This window comes from Microbacterium sp. SORGH_AS_0862 (assembly GCF_030818795.1).
Taxonomy (GTDB): Bacteria; Actinomycetota; Actinomycetes; order Actinomycetales; family Microbacteriaceae; genus Microbacterium.
In genome coordinates this window covers 2,761,044-2,786,706 of the sequence record NZ_JAUTAY010000001.1, presented here as the reverse complement: position 1 = coordinate 2,786,706, position 25,663 = coordinate 2,761,044, and the positions used below count along the sequence as shown (strand labels likewise).

The 25,663-nt window shown below is 71.1% G+C and carries 13 protein-coding genes; 12 read left to right on the top strand and 1 reads right to left on the bottom strand.

All coding sequences use genetic code 11. The features are described 5' to 3' along the window. The first annotated feature begins 40 nt into the window (after positions 1 to 40). From QE377_RS13645 to QE377_RS13590, 12 genes are all read left to right on the top strand, one after another. Positions 41 to 1,186 (top strand): serine/threonine-protein kinase, encoded by a 1,146-nt coding sequence (locus QE377_RS13645; protein ID WP_373459534.1) that lies wholly within the window; start codon positions 41 to 43, stop codon positions 1,184 to 1,186. Position 1,187: 1 nt separating this feature from the next. After that, entirely contained in the window at positions 1,188 to 7,181 is a 5,994-nt protein-coding gene (locus tag QE377_RS13640) for an Ig-like domain-containing protein (RefSeq protein WP_307324180.1), read from the top strand. A 4-nt stretch (positions 7,182 to 7,185) separates the two neighbouring features. Next, on the top strand, positions 7,186 to 8,151 hold the full coding sequence (locus QE377_RS13635; RefSeq protein ID WP_307324177.1) for a MoxR family ATPase: 966 nt from the start codon (positions 7,186 to 7,188) through the stop codon (positions 8,149 to 8,151). After that, positions 8,148 to 9,512, top strand: a complete 1,365-nt coding sequence (locus tag QE377_RS13630) for a DUF58 domain-containing protein (protein ID WP_307324174.1) — start codon at positions 8,148 to 8,150, stop codon at positions 9,510 to 9,512. Before QE377_RS13635 ends, QE377_RS13630 begins: the two co-directional genes overlap by 4 nt. Continuing rightward, positions 9,509 to 12,010, top strand: coding sequence for a transglutaminase domain-containing protein (locus QE377_RS13625; protein ID WP_307324172.1), 2,502 nt, complete (start codon positions 9,509 to 9,511; stop codon positions 12,008 to 12,010). The genes QE377_RS13630 and QE377_RS13625 overlap by 4 nt, the downstream gene beginning before the upstream one ends. Continuing rightward, positions 12,007 to 12,846, top strand: coding sequence for a PP2C family serine/threonine-protein phosphatase (locus QE377_RS13620; protein WP_307324170.1), 840 nt, complete (start codon positions 12,007 to 12,009; stop codon positions 12,844 to 12,846). The genes QE377_RS13625 and QE377_RS13620 overlap by 4 nt, the downstream gene beginning before the upstream one ends. Next, positions 12,839 to 13,783 carry a hypothetical protein gene (locus QE377_RS13615; RefSeq protein ID WP_307324168.1) on the top strand — a complete coding sequence of 315 codons (945 nt, stop codon included), beginning with the start codon at positions 12,839 to 12,841 and terminating at the stop codon, positions 13,781 to 13,783. Before QE377_RS13620 ends, QE377_RS13615 begins: the two co-directional genes overlap by 8 nt. Further along, positions 13,780 to 14,736 (top strand): hypothetical protein, encoded by a 957-nt coding sequence (locus QE377_RS13610; RefSeq protein WP_307324165.1) that lies wholly within the window; start codon positions 13,780 to 13,782, stop codon positions 14,734 to 14,736. Before QE377_RS13615 ends, QE377_RS13610 begins: the two co-directional genes overlap by 4 nt. Positions 14,737 to 14,764: 28 nt before the next feature. Further along, the gene (hrpA, locus tag QE377_RS13605) at positions 14,765 to 18,670 is read left to right on the top strand and encodes an ATP-dependent RNA helicase HrpA (RefSeq protein WP_307324163.1); all 3,906 of its coding nucleotides are present in this window, start codon (positions 14,765 to 14,767) and stop codon (positions 18,668 to 18,670) included. Positions 18,671 to 18,935: 265 nt separating this feature from the next. Then, positions 18,936 to 21,833 carry an immunoglobulin-like domain-containing protein gene (locus QE377_RS13600; RefSeq protein ID WP_307324160.1) on the top strand — a complete coding sequence of 966 codons (2,898 nt, stop codon included), beginning with the start codon at positions 18,936 to 18,938 and terminating at the stop codon, positions 21,831 to 21,833. Between the two features lie 99 nt (positions 21,834 to 21,932). Beyond that, positions 21,933 to 22,874: an NADP-dependent oxidoreductase gene (locus QE377_RS13595; RefSeq protein WP_307324158.1), complete on the top strand. Its 942-nt coding sequence runs from the start codon at positions 21,933 to 21,935 to the stop codon at positions 22,872 to 22,874. Between the two features lie 70 nt (positions 22,875 to 22,944). Further along, positions 22,945 to 24,381, top strand: coding sequence for an LLM class flavin-dependent oxidoreductase (locus tag QE377_RS13590; RefSeq protein WP_307324156.1), 1,437 nt, complete (start codon positions 22,945 to 22,947; stop codon positions 24,379 to 24,381). Between the two features lie 55 nt (positions 24,382 to 24,436). Here QE377_RS13590 and mmsB read toward each other — a convergent pair whose 3' ends face one another. Continuing rightward, the gene (gene mmsB / locus QE377_RS13585; protein ID WP_307324153.1) at positions 24,437 to 25,654 is read right to left on the bottom strand and encodes a multiple monosaccharide ABC transporter permease; all 1,218 of its coding nucleotides are present in this window, start codon (positions 25,652 to 25,654) and stop codon (positions 24,437 to 24,439) included. Positions 25,655 to 25,663: the final 9 nt, after the last annotated feature.

Here is a 25,663-nt window from a genome sequence, read left to right as displayed (position 1 = left end):
GCGCGTACGTCGGGTGTGCACGTCGTACGCGGAAAGGGGGATGCCGGTGGCGCAGAGACTGCCCGCGGCACCGCCCGTTCTCCCCGGCTTCACGTACGTCCGACCTCTCGGCACCGGCGGTTTCGCCGATGTCTTCCTGTTCGAGCAGGACATGCCGCGCCGCCCTGTCGCCGTCAAAGTCCTCCTCGAGGACATCGTCGACGACGGCCTGCTGCGCATGTTCAATGCCGAGGCCGACGTCATGGCGCGCTTGAGCGCGCACCCGTCGATCCTCACGATCTATCAGGCGAGCATCTCCTCCGACGGGCGCCCCTACCTGGTCATGGAGTACTGCCCCGGATCCCTCGGCTCCCGCTATCGACGCGAGGAGATCCCGCTGGCCGAGGTTCTCCAGGCCGGCATCAGGATCGGCTCCGCGCTGGAGACGGCGCACCGCTCGGGGCTGCTCCACCGCGACATCAAGCCCTCCAACCTGCTGGTGACCGCCTTCGGCGCTCCCGTCCTCGCCGACTTCGGCATCGCCACCGCCGTGGGCGGACGCGGCGACGACGAAGTGTTCGCCATGTCCGTCCCGTGGAGCGCGCCCGAGATCATCGACGAGCGGATCGCGGGATCCGTCCCCGCCGAGGTCTGGGCGCTGGGAGCGACCGTGTACTCCCTGCTGGCGGGACGCAGCCCCTTCGAGCACCCCGGCAGCGGCCAGAACGGCCGCGACCAGCTCAAGGCCCGCATCCGCCGCGCCGCCTACACCCCCATCGGCCGGCACGACGTCCCCGCGAGTCTCGAAGCCGTCCTGTCGCGCTCGATGAACCGCGACCCCGCCGGCCGCCACCCCTCGGCCGCCCAGTTCGCCTACGAGCTGCAGCTCATCCAGCACGAGCTCGGCCTGCCGCACACCCCGATGGAAGTCGCCGTGGACGAGTGGGCATCGGCCGGGACCCCCGTGAACTTCGCCGACGATCGCGCTCGCGGCCCCGTTCGCCCCAACGTCCAGTACGAATCGCGCCGGCCGGTGCGCTCGCGCGACCGCGGCGGTCGTCGCCCCGACGAGGGCACCGTCCTCGCCGGCGCATCGCCGCGCGGACGCAGACTTTCCGGCGGCGTGATCGCTCTGCTCGTGGGCGGCGCCGCCCTCGTCGCGGCGGCAGCCGTCCTGGTGACCGTCCTCGTCCTCGGAGGAGCCTGAGATGGCCGAGGCCCCGCGCACCCCGCTCGCCGATCGCCGCGGCTGGATCATCGGCGGCTCCGTCGCCGCCGTCCTCGCCATCGTCACGACGCTCGCCGTGGTGTGGCCGGGTTTCGACGCCCAGCAGACGCCGCCCGACGATGGCACGATCTGGGCGATGCAGTCCGGCGAGGGCCGACGCTACGCACGCGTGAACACGACCGTCGGCGAGATCGACACCGTCAAGCAGGTGGAGAACCCCAGCGCGCTCGTTCAGAACGCGGACCGGCTGCTGGTCTACGCCGAGGGCGACACCCGCTTCGCGGACGTCGACATGGCGATGCCCGCCGATCTGAACGCCGACGCGGAGGACGCGTTCCAGAACACTCCGCCCGGCACGGTCGACGTCGTCTCCACGGGCGACACGATCGTTTACCGCACCGACAACGGCGCCGTCTTCGCCGGCTCGCTCGCCTCTCCGAGCAGCACCGTGCCCGTCGATCCGTACGCCGAGACGCAGGTCGCGGAGGGGGAGGAACGTCCCGTCTTCGTCGCCGACAGCGTCGCGGTCGGCGTCGACGGCAGCGTCTACGCCTACTCCTCCGCCGAAGAGCGCGTGGTGCGCGCGGACGCCCGCACCGGCGAGATCGAGGGCTCGGACACGGTGTCCGACGCCCCCGCATCCGGGACTCTCAGCGCCGTGGGCACGACGTGGGCGCTCCTCGAGCCCGACTCGGGGCTGCTGTGGCTGCGCGGGCGCGATCAGCCCCTCGAGACAGGGACGATCGGCGGAGTCCTGCAGAAGTCGGGCTCGTCGCGCGACCGGGTCTACATCGCCGACACGACCGGACTGGTCTCCGTGCCCCTCGACGGCTCGGGCCCCGAGCGCGTCGTCGACGCCGCACAGGGCACTCCCGCCGCGCCGGCCGAGGCGAAGGGCGTGATGTACGCGGCCTGGCTGCCCAACAGCCAGGCGCAGGGAACGCTGTGGTCCTCGGATGCGGGCCAGAGCGACCTGGATTACGCCGGAGGCTCGCTCGGCGACGAGGTCGTGCCGGAGTTCCTGACCAACGGCTCGCGCATGATCTTGAACGAGACGCGCTCCGGCTGGGTCTGGACGCTTCCGAACGGCGCGCTCGTGCCGTCCTCGCAGCAGTGGGATTCCGACCAGGATGTGCCGACCCAGCAGCAGGAGGACATCCAGGCCGAACGCGTGATCGATCCGAAGCCGCCCGTCGCCGTCGACGATGCGTTCGGGGTGCGCGCCGGCCGCAGCGCCGTCCTGCCCGTCCTGCTCAACGACCACGATCCGAACGAGGACGTGCTGAGCATCGTGGCCGCATCCATCGAGGGCCTCGATCCCGCGTTCGGAACCGTCTCGGTCTCGAACGAGCAGCAGGAGCTCGTCGTGCGCGTGTCCCCGGAGGCGAGTGGATCGGCGACCTTCCGGTACCGGATCACGGACGGCACGACGACCGACGGGCTCACCTCGCAACCCGCGACAGTGACGCTGACCGTGTCGCCCCCCGGCGCGAACAGCGCGCCGGTGTGGTGCGGCGTCGAGGCGTGCCTCGCGACCTGGCCGTCGCCGCAGGTCGTGCCCGGCGGCACCGTGTCGGTGAACGTGCTCGAGGGCTGGGTCGACCCGGACGGCGATCCGCTCTACATCTCTTCGGCGGTGAACCAGAGCGGCATCGGTTCCGTGGCCCTCGACCCGCAGGGCACGATCACCTTCCAGCACCCGAACCCGAACCAGGCCGACGCCCAGTCGGCCACGATCCTCGTGACGGTCACCGACGCGCGGGGGCTGTCGACGGAGAAGCCGCTCGAGATCGCGATCACCCCGAGCCCCCAGCTGACGGCGGCCTCATTCGCCGCCGTGGGCACGATCGGGGCTCCCACCACGATCGATGTGCGCCCGCACGTGACAGGTGTGAACGGCGCCATCACCATGCGCAGCGCCAACTCGATCACGGATGCCGCGGCCCAGATCACCGTCAACAGCGTCGCCGGCACCTTCGTCTTCGCCGCCGCCGACCCCGGCTCGTATCTGGTGCAGTACACGGTCGCGGACTCGCTCGCCGAGGCGACCGGGACGGTCAGGGTGACCATCGTCGATCCTGCCGCCACCCAGATCTCCACGCCGCCGCTCACGGCCTTCGTGCGCCCCGGCGAGGACTCGACCATCGACGTGATCTCGCCGGTGTCGAACCCCGCAGGTCTCGTGCTCCTGGCCAGCGACGTCGTCGTCACCCCCGACCCGAGCGCATCGCTGAGCGTCGACCTGGTGGGCCAGAGCATGCTGCGTGTCGCGGGCTCCACCGACAACGCGCAGCCGGGAACGCTCGGCGTGATCACCTACACGGTGTCGGACGGTACCGGCAACGGCTACACGACCACGACCGGTGAGACCACGGTCGTGCTGCTGCCCGCGCCGACGGCGGAGCCGCCGATTGCCGTGGACGACGCGGCCACCGTGCGCGCCGGCGCGCAGATCGACATCCCCGTGCTCGACAACGACACGGCCCCGGCCGGCGCGCAGTTCGCGATCGACCCCTCGACCGTCACGAACGAGTCGAACACCGGCCTCGCCTTCGCCACCGGCCGCCTCCTGCGCTATCTCGCGCCCACCGAGCCGGGCACCTACACGCTCGGCTACACGATCTACCGCATGGGCTTCCCGGACATGACCGACACCGCCAAGGTGACCGTCACCGTTCTGCCCGACGACTCCAACTCCGCCCCGGTGCCCCGCACCCTCGTCGGCCGCGTGCTGAGCGGCGCCACCGTGTCGATTCCGTTCGACCGCTTCGCCGTCGATCCCGACGGGGATGCCGTGACGCTGGACCGCATCACGGCGCAGCCCGGCCGTGGCTCGGCGACGATCTCCGCCGAGGGCGACGCGATCCTGTACACGAGCTCCCCCGGAGACAAGGGCCAGGTCTCCTTCACGTACCAGGTGCGCGACACCCTCGGCGCGGTCGGCGTCGGCGAGGTGCGCGTGGGCGTGCTGGACGCGGAGTCGAGCCCCGCACCGGTGACCTACAGCGACTACGTCCAGGTGCAGGCGGGCGCGGACTCCGAGGCCGTCGTGCGACCCGCGGACAACGACCTCGACCCCTCGGGCACGACGCTCGAAGTGATCGATGTGCGGCCCAACGCGGATGTGGGCTCCGAGGAGTACCGCGCGATGGACGCCATGATGCAGGGCGTCGAGGACAACGAGGTCCGCCTGAAGGCCGGCACCCAACTGGGGACCTACTCGTTCGCGTACACGGTGCGAAACGCCCAGGGCGACACCGCCATCGGCCTCATCGTGCTGAAGGTCGTGCGCGACCCCGTGCCCGACTACCCCGCCGTGCGCGACACCACGCTCACCGTCGAGACGCGGGAGGACTTCCCCGACGGTGTCGACGTCCTCACGGGCAAGGTCTCCTGGAACGCCGGCGACGTCTCCTCGCTGAAGCTCTCACTGTGGGGCGACCCCGACGGGATCTCGGTCGACGGCCGCAAGATCTCGGGCCGCCTGCCCGACAAGACCGAGCTCATCCCGTTCCAGGTGACCGGCACCGCCTTCGACGGCAGCGAGGTGACCTCCTACGGCTTCCTCAAAGTGCCGGGGACGAACGATCTGCAGCTGACCCTGCGCGCATCGGCCGCCTCGGTGCAGGTTGATGAGCGCGGCACGGTGGATGTGGACCTCGCGCGCGCCGTGGCCCTGCCTCCCAACGCCGACATCGAGATCGACGCCTCGCGCGTCGCCGCCGGCGGCGGCCGTGCAGAGGCCACCTGCGCGCTGACCTCGGGAACGACCGTCCGCTACTCGGCCGGAGCCGGGGCGCCGTGGACCGACAGCTGCACCGTTCCGGTGCGGTTGGTCGGTCAGGACACCTACACCTACCTGACGATCCGCGTGGACGTCATCGCCGAAGACCCGCAGCCCGAGCTGCGCGCGGCGTCCCTCACGGTCAGCCCGGGCTCCTCCGCGACGTTCGAGCTGCGCGACATGACCTCGTGGGCGGGCACGGAGGACTGGGGCGCCCTGCAGTACGCCACCTCGTACGCGGGCGATCAGTTCACGGTGCAGACCACCGGGTCGCAGGTGACCGTGACCGCGCGGGATGCGGCACGCCCGGGCCGTCAGGAGCCGGTCACCGTCACCCTGCCGAGCCACCGCGATGTGCGACCCGCCACCCTCGCGCTCCAGGTGGGTCCGGCGCCCTCGACGCTGCCGAAGGGTGCGACGCTCACCCAGCCGTGCCTGCAGTCCTCGGGCAACGGCTGCACGATCAACGTCATCGGTCAGGGCGGCGAGATCAACCCGCTCCCAGGCACGCCGCTCAAGCTCGTCGCCGTCGGCGGCGCCTCCGGCGGAAGCTGCGCCGGCGTCTCCTTCGGCGTCGCCAGCTCCACCGCGATCCAGGCGAACTGGTCGCCGGATGCCGACGGCACGCGCTGCACGGTCGGCTTCACCGTCGAGGACGCCCAGGGGCGCCAGTCGGCGGGCGACCGCAACGGCCAGGTCACCCTGGATCTCCAGGGGTACCCGAAGGCTCCCAACAACGTCACCCAGATCGGCTTCGGCGACCGCACGATCACCCTGCGGGTCGAGCCGGGGGCCGCGGGCAACGCGTACCCCGCGCTGCAGGGCTTCCACATCCTGCAGGGCGGCCAGCAGGTCACCACGTGCTCCCCCGCCGGAGTGTGCGAGCCCTTCCAGGTCGCCAGCAACGGCGATCGCCGCACCTACGAGGCCCGCGCGTTCAACACGGTCGGCGAGTCCCGGACCGGTGTCACGGTGCAGGCCTGGGCCTACCGTCAGCCCGCCGTCGGCAACGTCACCGCCGATCCGGTCTACGACAGGCAGCGCACGACGGGCGACGCGGGCGCGGTGAAGATCCGCATCCAGAACGTCGACCCGGAGGTGCGCACCTACACCGTCACGGGCGCCAACGGCGATGTGCCGAGATCCAACGGCGACGTCACCGAACTCACGGTCACGATGCCGGTCGGCCAGGCCACGATCACGGTCACCGCGAACAGCGCGAACTCCGCTCCCGACGGCAGCGGCTCGGTCGGTCAGACCAAGAATGCGGGAGTGCAGGTCGCCGGCCTGCCGCGCACCGACGGCATCAGCGTGGCGCAGGAGCAGCCCACGTCGCTCGTGGTGACGGCGCCGAACGTGGACATGAACGGGAGCAGCCGCCAGCGCGAGATCATCTACGTCGCCTACCGCGCCGGCTTCGGCGACTTCTCCTGCGACGTCGGGCAGGACGGGACGGGCCTGCGGGCCAACGTGAACGGGGCCACCTCGACATCGACCACCATCGACGGTCTGCAGGAGAACCAGAAGTACACGGTCGGCGCGTGCGTCAGCAACGGCTTCGGCGCGGCGAAGAGCGGCACCGCCGACGGGTGGGCGTGGCAGCAGCCTGCCGCCCCCACGGGCGGCACCTACTCCATCCGACGCTCCACGGAATGGGGCGGTGGCGTCTCCTACCGCGTCAACAACGTCGACGTGCCGGGCAAGTCCGGGTACGAGACGGTCATCACCAACCGGGAGCCCGGCATCGGGCAGGAGACCCAGATCACCGCGAAGTACTGCGTGAACGGCTCGAACCAGGAGCGCTGCAGCCCCGAGGGCGCGGTCGGTCCCGCCGATCCCGCGAAGGCGCGTCAGGAGCAGCTCTCGAACGCGCGCATCACCCAGTGCACCGTGGGACAGCGGCTCGGCGTCGCGGTCGACCAGGTCGCCGGCGGTCTGGGAGAAGCACGCATCAAGGAGGGGTCCGTGACGTACTACGGCGACGGCATCCTCTTCCCGCCCAAGATCGATCCCAACCCGGACGATCCGCTGAAGGTTCCCAACGGGACCAAGCGCGTCACGGCCACGATCGAGTTCGTGTGGACGAACGGCGCGGCGGCCTACCAGACCGAGACCTTCGACGCCCGGGCGGACTGCCAGGGCACGGTCGATCCCGAACCGACGACCACTTCCCCCAGCAACGGAGGCTGAATCGATGACCGTCACTCCAGAACAGACCGCCTGGTTCCAGGAGACGTTCTCCTCCCTCGTGGAGAACGTCGAGCAGGTGGTGCTCGGCAAGCGTCACGTCATCGAGCTCGCCTTCACCGCGCTCGTCTCGCAGGGGCATCTGCTGCTGGAGGACTTCCCCGGCACGGGCAAGACCTCGCTCGCACGCGCGATGGGCGAGAGCGTGCAGGGCACGAGCTCCCGCATCCAGTTCACACCCGACCTGCTTCCCGGCGACGTCACCGGCATCACGGTGTACGACCAGAAGCGCGGCGAGTTCGAGTTCCACTCGGGCCCGATCTTCGCCAACATCGTCCTCGCCGACGAGATCAACCGCGCCAGCCCCAAGACCCAGTCGGCGCTGCTGGAGGTCATGGAGGAGGGCCAGGTCACGGTCGACGGCGTCTCGCGCCGCGTGGGAAGCCCGTTCCTCGTGGTCGCGACCCAGAACCCCGTGGAACAGGCCGGGACATACCGCCTTCCCGAGGCGCAGCTCGACCGGTTCCTGATGAAGACGTCGCTGGGCTACCCCGACCACGCCGCGACCGTGCGGATCCTGGAGGGCAGCGCCGCCGGCAAGCGCGAGGTGGGCGCGGTCATCACGCCCGAGGCCGTGCAGACGCTCAGCCAGATCGCGCAGGACGCCTACCTGAACCCGCTCGTGCTGGACTACATCGCGCGCGTCGTCGAGGCCACCCGCCAGGCCGCGCAGGTGCGCCTGGGCGTCAGCGTGCGCGGTGCGCTCGCTCTCACCCGCGCCGCGCGCACCTGGGCCCTGGCGCACGGACGCGGCTACGTGACCCCCGACGACGTCAAGGCACTCGCCGAGCCCGTTCTCGCCCACCGCCTCATCCTCGACCCCGAGGCGGAGTTCGACGGCGTGACCGCCGGCGCGGTGATCGGCCAGGTCATGCTCGACGTCGCTCCCCCGACGCAGCGCGAGTCCGCGTGACCGATTCCTCCTCCCGCATCACCCGGATCGGCTCGACGTCCACCTCGACGTCGACCGCCGGGAGCACGCGCACGCGCTACGACACGTCGCGTTCCACGACCGTCATCGTCGTGGGCGGCATCCGCTTCTGGCGGCGCGTACGACGAGCCGTGGCCCGCAGCGCCCGCGCTGTCGGCGACACCGTCACCGCGGGAGGATGGCTGCTCATCGGAGCCGCCGCGATCGGTCTGAGCCTCGGCATCGTGTTCGGGTGGATCGAGTTCGTCCTGGCCGGCGCCGTCGCCGCCGTTCTCGTCCTGTGCGCGGCACCGTTCCTGTTCGGTGCGCGGGCCTACCGCGTGAGCCTCGGCCTCGCGCACGATCGGGTCGTCGCCGGCAGCGAGGTCGCGCTGTCGCTGCGCGTCGTCAACGTCGGCAAGGGCGTCGCCCTCCCCGGGCGCGTCGACGTGCCCGTCGGCGAGGGACTCGTCGACGTCGCGATCCCATTGCTGCGCCACGAGGCCACGCACGACGAAGAGCTGACGATCCCGGGGCTGCGCCGCGGCGTGCTCGACATCGGCCCCGCCCGCGCCGTCCGCGGCGACCCCCTCGGCATCCTTCGCCGCGAAGTCGTGTGGGAGGACGTCCACACGCTCTACGTCCACCCCGTGACGACCGCGATCCCGAGCACCGCGACCGGCTTCATCAAAGACCTCGAGGGCATCCCCTCCTCCCTCGTCGTCGACGCCGACATCTCGTTCCACGCGATCCGCGAGTACGCTCCCGGCGACTCGCAACGCCAGATCCACTGGAAGTCCACGGCCAAGACCGGGACCCTCATGGTGCGCCAATACGAGGAGTCCCGCCGCTCGCGGATGGTGATCGTGCTGGCGACGGGCGAGGAGGACTACGCCGACGACGAGGAGTTCGAGCTCGCCGTCAGCGCCGCCGCGTCTCTCGGGGTGCGCGGTATCCGCGACGGACGCGACGTCTCCGTCGTCGTGGGCGGCGAGGTCCCCGAGTTCGCCCGCCGTGCCGTGCGCTCCTCCCGAGATCTGGTCACGATCACCGCGCGCACCCTGCTCGACGAACTCGCCGGGGTCGAGAAGGGCGAGCGCATCACCGGACTCCGCGACGTCGCGAGCCTGGCGGTGGAGGCGCACCGCGATGTCTCCATCGGATTCCTGATCTGCGGATCGACCCCCACACTGCGGATGCTGCAGCACGCCGCCCTCGCCTTCCCGGCCGACACAGGCGTGGCCGCCATCGTGTGCGACCCGACGGCGGAGCCCGGCTTCCGCACCATCGGCGGCGCTTCGATCGTGACGATGGGTCTGCTCGAAGACCTCCGCCACATCCTCGCTCGGAGCGCGCAGTCATGAGCGCGCCGGACGCACGCGCCCGAGCGCGCCGGCCCCGCCGCACCGAACGCGACATCGCGTTCCTCGTCGGCAACATCGCCTTCATCGACGCCCTGCTGGCGATCGGCGCCGCATCCGCGTGGGCGATCTACCGCAGCGGCTGGTTCGTGCTCGTCGCCGCGGTGGCGATCGTCGTCTCCACCGGCATCGCCCTGCTCTCGCTCTGGCGTCCGCTGCGCTGGTGGCAGCTCGCCCTCATCACCGCGGGCGCGTACGTCGTCGTCGGCGTTCCGGTCGCCGCGCCGACGATGATCACCGACCCCGCGACGATCCTGCCGGGCGTCTGGGGCGTCGTGAGCGCACCCGTCACGGGGTGGAAGAACCTGCTCACCCTCGAGCTGCCGCTCGGGGTGTACCAGGCGACTCTCGCGCTCCCCTTCTTCCTGATGCTCGCCCTCGGAACCCTGGCGCTCCTGCTGGCGTTGCGCGCGGTCAGGCTCTGGGTGCTCGCGGCACCGCTCGCGCTGTTGATCACCGCGTTCGGCGTCCTGTTCGGATCGAGCGCCGTGGACGGCTCGTGGCGCATCGGGCCGTGGGAACTGGATGGGGTCTGGGAGGCGGCGGTCGGGCTCGGCGCGCTGCTCACCGGCTTCGCCTGGTACGTGTGGCGCAACGTCCACACGCGTCGGGTCGCCTTGCGCGTCGCGCGCTCGGCGAGCGGCGTACGCTCCTCCGTCCGTGTCGCGCGCACCCTCGGCAGCCGCATCGCCCTCGCCGCGGGGATGCTCGTCATCGCCCTCACCTTGGGACTCGCGCTCGCGCCCTGGGCAGTGGCGGGTTCCTCCCGCGACGTGCTGCGCACGGCGGTCGACCCCGTGTTGAAGGTGCGTCAGACGCTGAGCCCCCTCGCCGACTACCGCGCCGCCTTCTCCGACGAGCGGTTCGACGAGGTGCTGTTCACCGTCGCCGCGGACTCCGGAGTGGATCGCGTGCGTCTGGCGACCCTCAGCTACTACGACGGCCGGGTCATGCGGGCCACCGACCCGCAGACCGGCGACCGCTCCGACAGCACCGAGTTCCGACGGGTTCCCGCTTCCCTGCCCGCCGACACGGGCGACCGCGCCTCCGCCACGTTCACGATCGGCGACTACACGGGCATCTGGGTGCCCGCCGTGGGCGATCTCACCTCGATCGACTTCTCCGGATCGACGCGGGCCGCCCTGTCGGACGGCTTCTTCTACAACCCGGACTCGGCCACCGGCGTCGAGCTGTCGGACCCGGGGCTCGCCGCCGGCGTCAGCTACACGCAGACCGGGGTGGTCACCGACGCCCCGCGCGACCCCGGTACGTTGACACCGTCCCGTTCGGGCACGTTCGACCCGGCCTTCGTCCCCGAATCCCTCGAAGAGTGGGTGAGCGCGCAGGACGCCCCCTCGGGCGGCGCGGGTCTCGTCGAGCTGATCTCGCGCTTGCGGGCGCGCGGACTCCTCTCGCACGCGTTGACGCTCGATCCCGGCGCCGTCCCGGTGTGGGCGCAGGAGCTCGGCGACTACACGTTCGAACCCAGCCGCAGCGGTCACTCCACCGACCGCATCGGCGACCTGTTCTCGGAGCTGCTCAAGAAGCAGAACGAGACCGGCGGCGACGATGACTCGCTGCTGGTCGCCGCGGCGGGAGACGACGAGCAGTTCGCCGTCGCGGGAGCGCTCATCGCGGATCATCTGGGCTTCCCCGCACGGGTCGTGCTCGGCACCCGCCTGAGCAGCGACGACGCGGATCTGCCGGTGTGTGAGGACGGAACGTGCACGAGCGGCGACCTGGCCGCGTGGATCGAGGTCCGCGACGCGGACGGCTCCTGGACGGCGATCGACACGACCCCCCAGCACCGCGTACCGCTCTCGCCCGACGTCCAGCAGCGTCGCGACCCGCAGAACATGACCCCGGTCGAGCCCGAGCAGGCCGACACCGTCCTGCCCCCCGAGGCCGATCCCGCCGATGCGTCGCCGCCGCAGAGCGACGAGCCGACGGATCCGGTGGATCTCGCGTGGCTGTGGGCGACGCTGCGCATCTCCGGCATCGCGATCTTCGCGCTGCTGATCCTGCTGATGCCCGCCATCGCGGTGCTGGCGGCGAAGATCATGCGTCGACGGGCCCGGCGCTCGTCGGCGGACCCGGTCGACCGCGTCGTCGGCGGCTGGGAGGAGTACCTCGACGCGGCCGTCGATCACGGCCACCGCATCCCGCCCGCGGCGACGCGATCGGAGACCGCGGCCGCCGTCGGCGATGCGGACACCGCCGACCCCGCGACGCTCGCCGCCCTCGCGGATCGAGCGGTGTTCGCGCCGGGAACCACCACCGAAGAGGACTCCGCCCGGTTCTGGGAGCTCATCGACCAGGAACGGCAACGTTTCGCGTCCACAGGCGGCCTGTGGACGCGCTGGAAGGCTCGCCTGTCGCTACGCTCATTCGCACGCGGATTGCGCGAGGCTGCGTCGCGAGATGGAAGGGGACGACCATGACCGGGATCGTCGTCATGGCCGGAGCGCGCTCCGACGTCGGCCGCGTACGCAAGCTGAACGAGGATGCGGTGCTCGCGCAGTACCCGGTGTTCCTCGTCGCCGACGGCATGGGAGGCCACGAGGCGGGCGATCTGGCCAGTGCGGCGGTCGTTGACGCGTTCCGTCACCTCGTCGGTCGCGACGACGTGCAGCCGGAGGAGGTTGTCACCGCTGTCGAGTCCGCACACGCCGCGGTGTCCCAGGTCGCGGGGCGCCACGCGCGCGGTGCCGGCTCCACCCTCGCGGCCCTGGTCGCCGTGGTGCAGAACGGGTCGCATGCGTGGCTCGTCGTGAACATCGGCGACTCCCGGGTGTACCGGCTCGTCGGGAGCTCCCTCGAGCAGCTCACGGTCGATCACTCGGTCGTGCAGGAACTCGTGGATGCGGGCAAGATCAGCCGCTCCGAGATGTCCACGTATCCGGGTCGCAACGTCATCACCCGCGCCGTCGGCGACAGCCAGAGCCCCGCCGACTACTGGCTCTCCCCCATCGTGACCGGCGAGCGCATGCTGCTGTGCTCGGACGGTCTGTCGAACGATCTGAGCGACGAGGCGGTGCTGGCCGGCCTCAGCCTCGGCGGATCCGCCGAGCAGACCGCGTATGCGCTGGTGGATCAGGCGCTCGCCCGCGGCGGCCGCGACAACATCAGCGCCGTCGTGGTGGATGTGCGCTCCGGTGGACTCGCTCCCCGGGCCGACGAGGTGACGGGGGGCTTCGCGACCAGCGAGCAGGCGGCCGTGCAGCCCATCGAGGTGGACACCATCACCTCGCGACGAGAGCGGCCGATCCGTGGCTGAGCGGACCTGGTTCGAGGGGCCCCTGCCCGCGATCGCCACCGACACGCTCGCGGTGATCGTCGGGGGCGACGCCGCGGTCGCCGCCGCGCGACGCGTGCTGTCGACGGGAACCATGCCCGGAACACCCGAGATCCTGGACGCCCTCCTCACCGACGGCATCGCCGCGGTCCCGGCGTTCGCCGTCGTCGCGTTGGACGACGACCGCCTGACCGCCTTCGTCCGCGGCGAGTTCGTGCTCCGTTTCGAAGACCGTTCCCGCCGGGTCTGGCGCGTCGACGGCGTCGGTGCCCACACCTGGCGCGAGGTGGAGGCGGCATCGGTCGTGCGCGCCTGGGCCGGCGCCCCGGATGCGGAGCCGAAGCTGTTCGACCTGGGCCCGACACCGGAGCGCCCCGTGCGCGTGGGACCGACCACGGCCGCGGGCATCATGCTGCGCGGACGCCCCGCCGTGGTGCGGCCACCGATTCCCTCGGCCGCCCCGCCCGCCGCCGCGGCCCCTCGGCCGCGCCCTGCCGCGGCCGAACCCGCCGACGACGAGACGGTCGTGACGAGCTCGAGCGCGCTCGCTCCGAAGCCCGCGCCGCGGACGCCGCGTGCCCCGCGCGCCATCGAGCTGCCGGGCGGGGACATCGTGCCGATCCACGGCACGCTGCTGGTCGGGCGCGGACCGCGCAGCTCACGCGTGGAGGGCGACGACCTGCCGACTCTCGTGGCGCTCGGAGACGTCTCGCGCGACGTCTCCCGCGCGCACGTGAAGATCTGGACCGACGGTACGCGCGTGCAGATCGAGGACCTCGCGACGCCGGGCGGCACGGCCGTGATCGACGCGGACGGCGTCGCCCGACTGCTCGTGCCGGACCGCGCGGTGGAGGTACGCGAGGGTGCGAGCGCGGAGCTCGCCGGCGGTGCCCGCATCCGCTTCGTGGGGGACGCATGACCGACGCAGACGACGCCACCCGCCTTTCGCGCCGCGGGCCCGCTCCGGCCGAACAGCCGGAAGACAGCACCCAGCTCGTGAGCCGGCGCGACCGACGCAACGCCTCCGCGGCCGCGGAGGCGACCGACGCGACGGCGATCGTGTCGCGCGAGACGCCGGATCCGCCCGCCGACGAGACCGTGATCGTCGACCGTCGACCCTCCGCCGAACAGACCGTCGCGCCGGAGGATGTGGACGACCGTACCGCGCTGGTGCGGCGTCCGGTCGAGGACCAGGCCCCGTCGCCCGAGAAGGCGCCGCCCTCTGACGAACCGGACGACGGCACCCTGCTGGTGCGCAAGCCCGTTCCCACGACGGATGCGACCGTGGTCGTCCCCCGTCCGCTGCCGGTCACCGCCGCCGAGGACGAGGACGAGGACGAACACACGATCCTCACCCCCCGCGCACCTTCGACCGTCGACGCGCCCGACGCCGACGACACCGTGCTGCGTCCCCGCGACGAGCCGCATGACGCGACGCTGCTGCGCCGCCGCGACCGGCCTGCGGATGCGGATGCGGATGCGGATGCGGATGCGGATGACACCGTGCTGCGTCCGCGCGACGCGGTCCCCGACGACGCGACGAGCCTGTCGCCGCGCGGGACGAAGGCGGGGGCGTCACCGCGTCTCACGCGCGCGCGTCGGGATGCCGCGAGGCAGACCGCATCGTTCGCGCCCGATGCCGACACCGACCGTACGCCCGCGCGCGAACGGTACGCGATCCGTACGCCGACGATCACGTCAGCGCCGACGACCGCCGCCGCATCCCCGGTCGTCGACATCGGTGACGGTGGACTCTCGGCCCGGATCGCACGGCGCCGAGCCACCCGCACCCGGCTGACGGTGCTCGCGGGGGTTTCAGCGGTCGTGTTCGTGGGCTCGATCGTGGGCCTCGCGACGCTGCTGAGCATCTGAGCCCCGGCTCGGGTTAGCATCGAAGGCTGTGTCAACGCCGGAACCCGTCATCTCCTTCCCGCCCGAGCTGCCCGTCAGCGCGGCCCGGGAGGAGATCGCGCGCGCCATCGAGGACCACCAGGTCGTGATCGTCGCCGGTGCGACGGGATCCGGCAAGACCACCCAGCTGCCGAAGATCTGTCTGGAGCTGGGGCGCACCCGTATCGCGCACACGCAGCCGCGCCGCATCGCCGCGCGGACGATCGCCGAGCGCATCGCCGAGGAGCTGCAGGTCCCGCTCGGCTCCACGGTGGGCTACAAGGTGCGCTTCACCGACAAGGTCTCCGTTGACACCCGCGTCGCGCTGGTGACCGACGGCATCCTTCTCAACGAGATCCACCGCGACCGGCTCCTGCGCCGCTACGACACGATCATCATCGACGAGGCCCACGAGCGCTCCCTCAACATCGACTTCCTGCTGGGGTATCTCCGCCGCATCCTTCCCGAGCGTCCTGACCTGAAGGTCATCGTGACCTCCGCCACGATCGATCCCGAGAGCTTCGCGCGCCACTTCGCGGACGCCGATGGTGTCCCCGCTCCCGTCGTCGAGGTGTCGGGGCGCACCTACCCCGTCGAGATCCGCTATCGGCCGCTCGTCCCGGAGACCGACGACGACACCGAAGAGGCGGCCGTCAGCGCCGCCGAGACCGAGGACGAGGTGAGCGCCATCGTGCAGGCGCTCCGCGAACTCGATGCCGAGGCGCCGGGCGACGTCCTCGTCTTCCTTCCCGGCGAGGCCGAGATCCGCGACGCAGCGGATGCGGTGCGCGCCGCCTACGCCTCCGCCACGGCGCCCACCGAGGTGCTCCCCCTCTACGGGCGCCTGTCCGCGGCCGAGCAGCATCGCGTGTTCGAGCGGTCCCGCGTCGCGGGTGTGCGGCGCCGGGTGATCCTCGCGACGAACGTCGCCGAGACGAGCCTGACGGTTCCCGGCATCCGCTACGTGATCGACACCGGAACCGCCCGCATCTCCCGTTACAGCAACCGGTCGAAGGTGCAGCGGCTGCCGATCGAGGCCATCTCGCAGGCCTCCGCACAGCAGCGGTCCGGCCGTGCCGGGCGAACGGCGCCGGGCATCGCGATCCGCCTGTACGGGGAGGGCGATCTCGAGCGGCGTCCCGTCTTCACCGAGCCGGAGATCCTCCGCACCTCTCTCGCCGCCGTCATCCTGCAGATGCTCGCGCTCGGATTCGGCGACATCTCCGCCTTCCCGTTTCTCACCCCTCCCGATTCCCGCGGCGTCCAATCGGCGCTCGATCTGCTCGTCGAGCTGCAGGCCGTCCGACAGAGTCGGCAGGGGTCCGCGCTCACCCAGCTCGGGCGGGAGATCTCCCGACTGCCGATCGACCCGCGCTTCGCGCGCATGCTCGTCGAGGCGCGGCGCACCGACGTACTACCCGATGTGCTCGCGATCGTGGCCGGCCTGTCGATCCAGGACGTCCGCGAGCGTCCCGAGGAGCGCCGCGAGGAAGCAGATCGACTGCACGCGCGCTTCGTCGACCCCACGAGCGACTTCCTGACTCTCCTGAACCTCTGGAACCATCTGCGCGAGCAGCAGGACGAGCTCGGTTCGAGCGCTTTCCGCCGGCTGTGCCGGGCGGAGATGCTCAACTACGTGCGCGTGCGAGAGTGGTTCGACGTGCACCGGCAGCTCTCACAGCTGCTCGGTCTGCGCCGCGACACCGAGCGCGCGCCGGGGGCGGCGGACCCCGCAACCGTGCATCGCGCTCTCCTGTCCGGGCTGCTCTCGCACATCGGCATCCTCGACGAGCGCGAGAAGGGCCGAGAGGGCAAGGGGACGCGCGCGGAGTATCGCGGGGCCCGCGGCACGCGCTTCTCACTGTTTCCCGGCTCCGGCCTGCGCAAGAAGCGGCCGACGGCAGTCATGGCCGCGGAGCTCGTCGAGACGAGCCGCCTCTTCGCCCGCACGGTCGCAGCGATCGATCCAGCCTGGGCCGAGCCCCTCGCGGGCGATCTCGCCAAACGGCAGCTGAGCGAGCCGCACTGGTCGAAGGATGCCGGTGCCGCCACCGCCTACGAGAAGGTCACACTGTTCGGCGTCGAGATCATCCCGCGACGACGCGTGCAGCTCGCGCGCTTCGATCGCCCGCTCGCGCGGGAGATGTTCGTGCGCCACGCGCTCGTCGACGAGGAGTGGGATCCCTCACGCCTGCCCAAGCCGCTGACCGCCTTCGCCCGCCGCAACCTCGAGCTGCGCCGACGCCTGGAGAAGGTGGAGGAGCGCGAGCGGCGCCGCGACATCCTGGCCGGAGACGAGGCGGTCTACGCCTTCTACGACTCCCGCATCCCGGCCGACGTGTTCGACGCCCGCTCGTTCGAGTCGTGGTGGAAGGACGCCATCGGGCGCACGCCCCGCCTGCTCGATCTGAGCGAGGCCGACCTGCTCGAGGGCGCGGAGCGCGCCGATGAACGCGCCTTCCCGACCCGCTGGACACAGGGGGATCAGGTGCTCTCGCTCGCGTACCGGTTCGAGCCGGGGGCCGCCGACGACGGTGTGACAGCGGTGGTCCCGCTCGCGCTCCTGGCGCAGCTCTCGCCGCGCGGATTCGACTGGCAGGTGCCGGGCATGCGCGATGAGCTGATCACGGCGCTGCTGCGAGCGCTGCCCAAGGCGATCCGACGCCATGTCGTGCCGGCGGCCGATTGGGCGGCGCGCTTCGCCGAGGAGCTGAACGGCGCCGGTCCCGAGGATCACGCGGGCCTTCCCCCGCTCCCCCTGCGCGACGCCCTCGCCAGCCGCATCCAGCGGGTCGCCAATCAGCCGGTGGGCGCAGCCGACTTCGAGATGGAACGCGTGCCCGACCACCTGCTGATCTCGTTCCGCGCGGTCGACGAGCGCGGTCGCGCGGCCGGTTCCGGCCGCGACCTGGTCGCCCTGCAGGAACGTTTCGCCGATCGCGCGCGCTCTTCCGTCGCACGCTCGCTGCGCCGCGGTCCCGCCGCCCCCGGCGTCGTCACCGCACCCGGCACACCCGGCGCGCGCGTCGCCGCGAACGCCGACGGCTTCGTCGAGCGCACGGGGGTGACCGACTGGGACTTCGGCACGCTCCCCGAACAGGTCGACACGCGCGTGGCGGGCGGTGTGGTGCGCGGCTACCCCGCGGTCATCGACGACGGCGCGGGTGTGTCGCTGCGCATCGAGGCGACGCCGGAGGCGGCAGCCAGGGCGACGCGCGCGGGCATCCGCCGCCTCGTGCTCCAGACGGTGCCCTCCCCCGTCTCCTACGTGCTCGATCACCTCACCGCCAACGAGAAGCTCGCTCTCGCCGCCTCGCCCTACCCCTCCGCAAAGACCCTCGTCGAGGACGCGCGCGTCGCAGTCGCGGATGCGGTCATCGCCCGCACGGCCCCGGACGGCATCGTGCGCGACCGCGCCGGCTTCGAGAGCCTCAGGGACGCGTTCAGCGCCGCGGTCACGGACGAGCTCTTCGCGGTGACGAGCCTCGTCGCCCGCATCCTGCTCTCCCTGCGAGAGATTGAGCGCGCCATGAAGCGGCAGAACTCACTGACGCTGCTCGGCGCCCTCGGCGACATCCGCGCACAGCTCGATGGCCTCGTCTACCCCGGTTTCGTCTCGCGGACCGGCACAGCGCGCCTCGCCCACCTGCCGCGTTACCTCGCGGCGGTCGCCGAACGGCTGGCGCAGCTGGCCGATCAGCCCGGACGCGATCGGCAACGCCTGACCGAGTACGAGCGCTCCGCCGCCGCGTATACGGATGCCGGCGGTACGATCCCACCCGCTGACGCCGCGCCCGCGTCTCTCGTCCATGCTCGGTGGCTGCTCGAGGAGTACCGGGTGAGTCTGTTCGCGCAGCGTCTGGGAACGGCCGAGCCGGTCTCCGCCCAGCGCATCCTCAAGACCCTGCGCGGCTGATCTCGGGCCGGGTGCTCCGCCGCGTGCGCGATGCTCCCGGCGCGCGATGGGACGTTGACAACGTCTCCGCGCAGCCAATACGGTGATCCAAGGCCGAGAATGTTCTCGGTAACAATGACTGCCCGCCGCATCCGCGGCACACGATTGCGCGACGACGCTCAACCGATCGCCGCGAGGACCGTGACGTCCCCGCGCACGCTCCGCTGCTTCTCGCCCTTCGATGAGAACGAGGAGCCTCCGCGTGAGCACGCGCCACAGATCCCGAATGCTGACCAGGGGCGGAGCGGTGTGGACCGCTCTCGCGCTCGCCGTCGCCGGCGCGGTCGTCCCGACCGCCGCCCAGGCCGCGACCCCCGCGCCGCTGCTGCACTACACCTTCGACAGCGCCGCGGGCACGACGATCCCGGATGCGAGCGGCAACGGGTACGACGCCACGCTGCAGCAGAGCGGGGGCGCCGTCGCGGACGGCAGCCTCTCGCTACCCGGAGGAGCACGCGGCACGGCCGCCTACCTCGACATCCCCACGACGGGTCTCGTCGGCAAGAAAGACCTGACGATCTCGACCTGGCTCTCGCCGCGCACGGATGCGGGCAACACCGCTGCCGCCTTCATCGGCGCCCCCGTCGCGTCGGGGAACTCCTATTCCTCGGGCTACTGGCTGCTCAACCCCGCCAACCCGAACGGCTACGTCAAGTCGGTCGTCACGAACGCGGTCTCCCCCGGCTCGCCGTGGACCACCGAGGTCGGTCCCGGGGCCACCAATGCCGCGACCTCCGGCATCCGCACGCCCGCCGGTCTCAGCCTCTACACGACGGTCATCGACGGCACCACGGGCCAGTTGCGCGTCTACGTGAACGGTGCGCGCATCTCGCAGAACGCGATCGCCCGCGACGTCGCCTCGTTCGGCTCGAACCTCGTCGCGGCCCTCGGCCGCTCGACCTACAACGACGCGAGCTGGAGCGGACTCGTCGACGACTTCGCGATCTACGGGCAGGCGCTCAGCGACGCCGACGTGCTGGCGCTCTACAACGCCGAGGCCCTCGACCGCGCCGTCGCCGCCGTCGCGGTCCCTGCGACCGCGGAGGCCGACTTCGCCGTACCCACCGCGAGCGCCGGCGTCACCGTGAGCTGGGGATCGAACAACCCGGCGATCTCCGTCACGGGCGGCGCCGCGACCGTCACCCGCCCCGCCGCGGGTGCGGGCGACGCCGACGTCACGCTGACCGCCACCTTCAGCGTCGGCGGCGCCACCCGCATCCAGACCTATCCGGTGCGGGTGCCACAACTGCTCTCCGACGCCGAACTCGTGGCGGCGGACCTCGCGGCGATCCAGATCTCGAATCTCGACGACGTCCGCACGAACTTCTCCGTGCCCGCCGTCGGCGCACAGGGGTCCACGATCACGTGGACGGTGGATGCAGCGCATGCGGCGTCCGCGGCGCTGCGGGCGGGGGTGCGCGACGACTCGCGCACGGTGGAGGTGACGCGACCCGCGGCCGGCTCCCCCGAGATCGTGGTCGGGCTCACCGCGGTGGCCGCCCACGGCACGTCGACCGCCAGCCGCGCCTTCTCCGCCCGCATCCAGCCATTGCCCGCGGGAGACGAGGAGACAGAGGCGTACTTCTGGACGTTCTTCACGGGTGAGGGCCAGGGTGCCGAACGAGTGAGCATCGCCGCGTCCAAGGGCAACGACGCGCTCAGCTGGAACACCCTGAACGACGGACAGCCGGTGTTCACCTCCACCGTCGGCACCGAGGGGCTGCGCGATCCCTTCATCATCCGCGCACCCGAGGGCGACAAGTTCTACATGATCGCGACGGACCTGAAGATCGACGGCCTGGCAGGCGGGTTCACGACCGCGCAGATCTCCGGCTCCCGCTACATCGAGGTCTGGGAGTCAGACGACCTGGTGAACTGGTCCGAACAGCGTCACGTGAAGGTCTCGAGCGACTACGCCGGGAACACCTGGGCGCCGGAGGCCTACTGGGACGAGGAGCTCGACACGTTCGTCGTCTTCTGGGCGTCCAACCTCTACCCGACCACGAATGCCGCCGATCGCACCGCCGTCACCTACAACCGGATGATGTACGCGACGACCGATGACTTCGTGACCTTCTCCGAACCGCGGATCTGGAGCGACGTGCGCCGGGGCGCAGGGCTCGGCCTCATCGACTCCACCGTCGCGAAGGTCGACGGCGTCTACCACCGCTTCACCAAGGACGAGGCGAGCATGACGATCCGCCACGAGAAGTCGACCGACCTGCTGGCGACGATCACGGGCACGCTGCCGGGCGCGACGGGACCGGCGGACGAGTGGACTCTCGTGAAGGAGCGTGTCGCCAGCGGGCTGCCCAACGGCGAGCCCGGCGGTACGTTCACCAGCGGCGAGGGCGCCAACATCTTCCCGGCCAACGCGGGCGATGTGAACGGCCTGGACTGGTTCCTGTTCATCGACCAGCCCAACTACCACGGCGGCCCCAACCACTACGTGCCGTTCGGAACCACGAACCTCGAGGACGGGAACGCGTGGCAGCCGCTCGGCGCGAAACTGCGCCAGTCGCTCCCCCAGAACGCCGACGGCGGCAAACCGCGCCACGGCACGGTGATCCCGATCACGCGCTCCGAGTACCAGCGTGTGCTCGAGGCCTACGCGACCGACATCGCGGTCGCCTCGGTCGACGAGATCGCGGTGACGACGCGGGCGGGCGTCGCCCCGACCCTGCCGCAGGCGCACCTGACGAAGGCGGACGGCTCCCGGCAGAGTGTCGACGTCGCCTGGGATTCCATCCCTCCCGCCGCCTACGCCGCCGCGGGAACGTTCACGGTCGCCGGCATCGCGCAGGACGACTCGCGTATGCCGGTGGAGGCCACCGTGACCGTCACCCCCGCGGTGTCCGTCCAGGCCACGACCAGCGCACGGTGCCTGGCGGGCAAGGCCGTGGTCTCGGTCGTCCTGAGCAACACCGGTGACAGCTCCGCGGCGGCCGACATCACGACCGTGTACGGCGCGAAGACCGTCACAGTGGCTGCGGGCAAGAGCGCGTCGGCCGCCTTCACGACGCGGCTCGGCGCGATGCCCGCGGGAACGGCCACGGTGTCCGTGACCCAGGCCGGCGCGACCGCGAACCTCACGGCGCCGTACCCGTCGCTCGCCTGCGGCTGAGTTCCGGCGTCCCGCCCGAGGCAGACCGGCGAGTCCATCGCCGGTCCGCCTCGGGGCGCATTGCGTCCGAGCCCGACACAGGGCAGAGTGGCGAGCACCATGACACAAGCGATCGTCTACTCCGAGCACGGTGGGCCCGACGTCCTCGCCCTGACCGACGTCGAGATCCCCTCCCCGGAGGCGGGCCAGGTGGCGGTGCGGATCGAAGCCGCGGGCGTCAACCCGATCGATGCGAAGCTGCGAGCGGGCCTGCGCGGCCCCGTCCCGATGACCCATCCCCGCCGCATCGGCAGTGACGGCGCCGGCGTGGTGACGGCGGTCGGCGAAGGTGTCGACGGGTTCCGCGTCGGGGATCCCGTCGTGATCTTCTCCGCGAGCGGCCTCTACTCCGAAGAGGCGATCGTCAAGGTCGGCTCGATCCAGCCGCGGCCGCCTCAGGTGGATGCCGCGACGGGAGCCGCTCTCGGCATCCCCGTCGGCACCGCCTACCAGTCGCTGCGCTCGCTCGACGTGCGCAGCGGTGACACCCTCGTCGTGCATGCGGGCTCGGGCGCGGTCGGCCAGGCCGCCGTGCAGTTCGCCGTGCTCTGGGGCGCGACGGTCGTCGCCACCTCGTCCCCGTCGCGTTTCGACCGGCTCCGCGAGCTCGGTGCGATCCCGGTCGCCTACGGCGACGGACTCGAACAGCGCCTGCGTGACGCCGCGCCTCAGGGCTACACCGCGGCGTTCGACGCGGCAGGAACGGACGAGGCCATCGCCGCCTCACTCGCCCTCGTCGAGGATCGTTCGCGCATCGCAACGATCGTGCGCGGCGCGGACGCGGCGGGATTCGGCATCCGCGGGTTCTCCGGCGGATCCCCCGAACCGCTCACCGACCAGCAGCTCGCGTGGCGGGCCGAGGCCGTTCCGGTCGTGCTCGCGCTGCTCTCGGCGGGTCACTTCTCGGTCGAGCTCGGCGAGCGGCTTCCGCTCGCCGAAGCAGCCCAGGCGCACCGTCTCGTCGAAGCGCATTCGCCGGGCAAGATCACGCTGGTGCCCTGACGTCCTCGCGTCGATGACGCCGCATGTCGGCGCGGTGGCCTCCCACGTGCGCCGATGTGAGACTCGCCCCATGGCAAAGCGCATCATCCTGAACGCCTTCGACATGACGTGCGTCAGTCACCAGTCCGCGGGAACCTGGCGCCACCCCGACAGCAGGGCGACGACCTACAAGGACCTCGAGTACTGGACCGAGCTCGCGAAGCTCCTCGAACGCGGCCGGTTCGACTCGCTGTTCATCGCGGACGTGCTGGGCACGTACGACGTGTACCGCGGTTCCGCGGCCACGGCGCTCGGCGACGCCGACCAGGTGCCGGTGAACGACCCGTTCCTCCAGGTCCCGGCGATGGCGCTCGTCACCGAGCACCTCGGCTTCGGCGTCACGGCGGCGTTGACGTACGAGCAGCCGTACGCGCTCGCGCGAAAGTTCTCGACGCTCGACCATCTGACGAAGGGGCGCGTCGCGTGGAACGTCGTGACGAGCTACCTGAACAGCGCCGCGATCAACCTCGGCCTGAGCAAGCAGATCGCGCACGACGACCGCTACGAGATCGCGGAGGAGTTCATCGACGTCACCTACAAGCTCTGGGAGGGCTCGTGGGAGGAGGACGCGGTCGTCGCCGATCGCGAACGCGGGGTGTACACCGACGCCGCGAAGGTGCACCCGATCGGTCACCAGGGCACCTACTACTCGGTGCCGGGCATCCATCTGAGCGAGCCGTCACCGCAACGCACCCCGGTGATCTTCCAAGCCGGCGCCTCCCCGCGCGGACGTGCCTTCGCCGCTCGCCACGGCGAAGGCGTCTTCATTAGCCCTGCGAACCCCGCACAGGCACGGGAGATCGTCCGCGACATCCGCTCCCGCGCGGCGGCGGAGGGGCGCGATCCCGACGACGTGAAGACCTTCGCGCTGGTCACGGTCATCACTGCCGAGTCGGATGCGGCGGCCCAGGCCAAGTACGAGGACTACCTGTCCTATGCCTCGGGTGAGGGGATGCTCGCGTTCTACGGTGGCTGGACCGGCATCGACTTCGGGCAGTGGGATCCCGACCAGCCGCTCGAAGAGGTGGAGAACGACAGTCTGCGCTCGGTGCTCTCCTCTCTCGCGAAGATCGACCCCGAACGCCGGTGGACCCCCGCCGACATCGTCGCCCAGCGCTCGATCGGCGGGATGGGACCGGTCATCGTGGGCGGCCCGGAGACCGTCGCCGACGAACTGGAGCGGTGGGTCGACGAGGGCGAGATCGACGGCTTCAACTTCGCCTATGCGATCACGCCGGGCTCCTTCGAGGATCTGGTGGAGTTCATCGTGCCCGAGCTCCAGCGCCGCGGACGTGCGCAGACCGAGTACGCGGGGTCGACGCTGCGCGAGTCGCTCTACGGCGCCGGCCACGCGCGGGTCGCCGACACGCATCCGGCGGCGCGCTATCGCGGGGCCTTCGCCGACGGCGCGAGTGCGGCCGACGGCACCCTGCCCTCGCGCATCGCCGAGCGGCTCGCCGTCCGCTGACGACGCACGACGAAGGGCCCCGCCGATCGGCGGGGCCCTTCGTCGTCTGCTTCGCTCAGTTGCCGGAGCGCCGCTTGTTGTACACGTCGAAGGCGACGGCGAGAAGGAGCACGAGACCCTTCACCGCCTGCTGCCACTCGATGCCGATGCCCATGATCGACATGCCGTTGTTCAGCACACCGATGATCAGACCACCGATGATCGCGCCGCCGATGGTTCCGACGCCGCCCTGCACCGCCGCGCCGCCGATGAAGGCCGCCGAGATGGCCTCCAGCTCGAAGCCGTCACCGGCCTTGGGGCCGGCGAGGTTCAGACGGGCGGTGAAGATGAGGCCGGCCAGCGCCGCCAGCAGTCCCATGTTGACGAACAGCCAGAAATCGACCCGGCGCGTCTTGATGCCCGACAGCTCTGCGGCGTGGCGGTTGCCGCCGATCGCGTAGATGTGGCGGCCGAAGACCGAGCGGTTCATGACGACGCCGTAGACGAGCACGAGAACGGCCAGCACGATGAGCGTCACCGGGATGCCCTTGTACGCGGCGAGCGAGTACGTGAAGAACGCGATCGCTGCGGCGATCAGCACGAGCTTGACGACGAACCAGACGATCGGCTCGACATCCTGTCCGTACTTGCGGCGGCCGGCGCGGGTGCGCCACTGCTGCACGACGAGGGCGATGATGCCGACCGCACCGATCAGCAGCGTGAACACATCCGGGTCACCGCCGAAGATGCCGTCGAGGAAGCCGTTGCCGAGCGCACGGTACTCGTCGGGGAAGGAGCCGATGTTCGCGTTGCCGAGCACCACGAGTGCGAGTCCGCGGAAGATGAGCATGCCCGCCAGGGTGACGATGAAGGCGGGGATGCCCACGAAGGCCACCCAGAAGCCCTGCCATGCGCCGACCAGTGCACCGATCGCGAGCGACAGGATGATCGCCAGCCACCAGGGCAGTCCCCACTGCACGGCGAAGACGCCCGAGACCGCGCCGATGAAGGCGGCCACGGACCCGACCGACAGGTCGATGTGGCCGGCGATGATGACCATCACCATGCCGATCGCGAGCACGAGGATGTAGCCGTTCTGCACGACCAGGTTCGAGATGTTCTGCGGACGCAGCAGGATGCCGTCGGTCAGGACGGCGAACAGCACCACGACCGCGAGCAGCGCGATGAAGATGCCGTTCTTGCCCAGATCCGTGAGCACGTGCGTGATCCAGCGGGTGGCCTTGTTGTCGACCGGGTTGATCGTCGCCCCGGCAGCGGTGTCGTTGTTCGACATGTCGTTGTC

Coding starts and splice junctions, on each gene's coding strand:
- QE377_RS13645 (WP_373459534.1), top strand. CDS start 41: ATGCCGGTGGCGCAGAGACTGCCCGCGGCACCGCCCGTTCTCCCCGGC.
- QE377_RS13640 (WP_307324180.1), top strand. CDS start 1,188: ATGGCCGAGGCCCCGCGCACCCCGCTCGCCGATCGCCGCGGCTGGATC.
- QE377_RS13635 (WP_307324177.1), top strand. CDS start 7,186: ATGACCGTCACTCCAGAACAGACCGCCTGGTTCCAGGAGACGTTCTCC.
- QE377_RS13625 (WP_307324172.1), top strand. CDS start 9,509: ATGAGCGCGCCGGACGCACGCGCCCGAGCGCGCCGGCCCCGCCGCACC.
- QE377_RS13620 (WP_307324170.1), top strand. CDS start 12,007: ATGACCGGGATCGTCGTCATGGCCGGAGCGCGCTCCGACGTCGGCCGC.
- QE377_RS13610 (WP_307324165.1), top strand. CDS start 13,780: ATGACCGACGCAGACGACGCCACCCGCCTTTCGCGCCGCGGGCCCGCT.
- QE377_RS13600 (WP_307324160.1), top strand. CDS start 18,936: ATGCTGACCAGGGGCGGAGCGGTGTGGACCGCTCTCGCGCTCGCCGTC.
- QE377_RS13595 (WP_307324158.1), top strand. CDS start 21,933: ATGACACAAGCGATCGTCTACTCCGAGCACGGTGGGCCCGACGTCCTC.
- QE377_RS13590 (WP_307324156.1), top strand. CDS start 22,945: ATGGCAAAGCGCATCATCCTGAACGCCTTCGACATGACGTGCGTCAGT.
- mmsB (WP_307324153.1), bottom strand. CDS start 25,654: ATGTCGAACAACGACACCGCTGCCGGGGCGACGATCAACCCGGTCGAC.